Here is a 1,575-nt window from a genome sequence, read left to right as displayed (position 1 = left end):
TTGACCGTATATCCCTGTGGGAGCGAGCCTGCTCGCGAATGAGGGCACCACGTAATTTCTGATAGACACATATCGGGCACTCGATGAAACGCTACGAAAAATTCGCCGACGACATCGCTGAACTGATCCGCTCCGGCGTCCTCGGCCCCGGCCAGCGCGTGCCGTCGGTGCGCTACGCCAGCCAGACCTACGGCGTCAGCCCGTCCACGGTGTTCCAGGCCTATTACCTGCTCGAACGTCGTGGCCTGATCCGCGCCCGGCCGCGCTCCGGCTACTTCGTCAACGCCCATGCGCCACGGCCGTTTTCCGAGCCGGTCATCAGCAGCCAGGTCAACGAATCCACCGAAGTCGACGTCAGCGAACTGGTGTTCTCGGTCCTCGACTCGATCAAGGACCCGAACACCGTGCCCTTCGGCTCGGCATTCCCCAGCCCGACGCTGTTTCCGCTGCAACGGCTGTCACGCTCGCTGGCCAGCGCCAGCCGCGAGATGGACCCGCGCATGGTGGTCACCGACATGTCACCGGGCAACCCGCAACTGCGCCGGCAAATCGCCCTGCGCTACATGGTCGGCGGGCTGATGCTGCCGATGGAAGAACTGCTGATCACCAACGGCGCCCTGGAAGCGCTGAACCTGTGTCTGCAAGCCGTGACCCAACCTGGCGACCTGGTGGCCATCGAGGCCCCGGCCTTCTATGCCTGCCTGCAGATCCTGGAGCGGCTGAAGCTCAAAGCCGTGGAAATCCCGGTGCACCCGCGCGACGGCATCGACCTCGGCGTCCTGGCGCAAACCCTGGAACGGCACCCGATCAAGGCCTGCTGGTGCATGACCAGTTTCCAGAACCCCATGGGCGCGACCATGCCCGAAGCGAAGAAACAGGAGCTTGTCGAGCTGCTGCGTCAGCATCAGGTCCCGTTGATCGAGGACGATGTCTACGCCGAGCTGTACTACGGCCAGCAGGCACCGAAGCCGGCCAAGGCGTTCGATACCGAAGGGCTGGTGATGCATTGCGGTTCGTTCGCCAAGAGCCTGGCCCCGGGCTACCGCGTCGGCTGGGTGGCCGCCGGGCGTTATGCGCAGAAAATCGAACGCCTGAAGCTCATGACCTCGCTGTGCGCCTCGATGCCGGCCCAGGCCGCCATTGCCGATTACCTGCAACACGGCGGCTATGACCGGCACCTGCGCAAACTGCGTTACGCCCTGGAAGAACAGCAAAGCGCCATGCTGTCGGCCATTGCCCGCTATTTCCCGGCCGATACCCGCGTCAGCCAACCGGCCGGCGGCTACTTCCTGTGGCTGGAACTGCCGGCGCAGATGGATTCGTTGAAGTTGTTCCAGATGGCACTGGCGCAAGGGATCAGCATCGCGCCGGGGCCGATTTTTTCGCCGGCCCAACGGTTCAGGAATTGTATTCGGTTGAATTACGGCAGCCCGTGGACGGAAGACGCGGAAAAGGCGATGGAGACGTTGGGGCGGATTGTGCGGTCGTTCTGATGATTTGATGTTGTTTGGACCGCCGCCTTCGCGAGCAGGCTCGCTCCCACAGGGGTACGCGATCAACTGTGGGAGCAAGCCT

The 1,575-nt window shown here is 63.4% G+C and carries 1 protein-coding gene; it reads left to right on the top strand.

What is annotated here, in order from left to right; all coding sequences use genetic code 11:
• The first annotated feature begins 83 nt into the window (after positions 1 to 83).
• Positions 84 to 1,493 carry a GntR family transcriptional regulator MpaR gene (gene mapR, locus ACW9HW_RS30010; protein ID WP_095194114.1) on the top strand — a complete coding sequence of 470 codons (1,410 nt, stop codon included), beginning with the start codon at positions 84 to 86 and terminating at the stop codon, positions 1,491 to 1,493.
• Positions 1,494 to 1,575 lie beyond the last annotated feature (82 nt).

The sequence above is a fragment of the Pseudomonas sp. SDO5532_S415 genome, assembly GCF_054071155.1.
Note: the sequence above shows the minus strand (reverse complement) of the source record. Positions and strands in the feature narration are given on the sequence as shown.

What these genes read in the sequence shown, in the direction of transcription:
- mapR (WP_095194114.1), top strand. Translation starts at nt 84, where the DNA reads ATGAAACGCTACGAAAAATTCGCCGACGACATCGCTGAACTGATCCGC.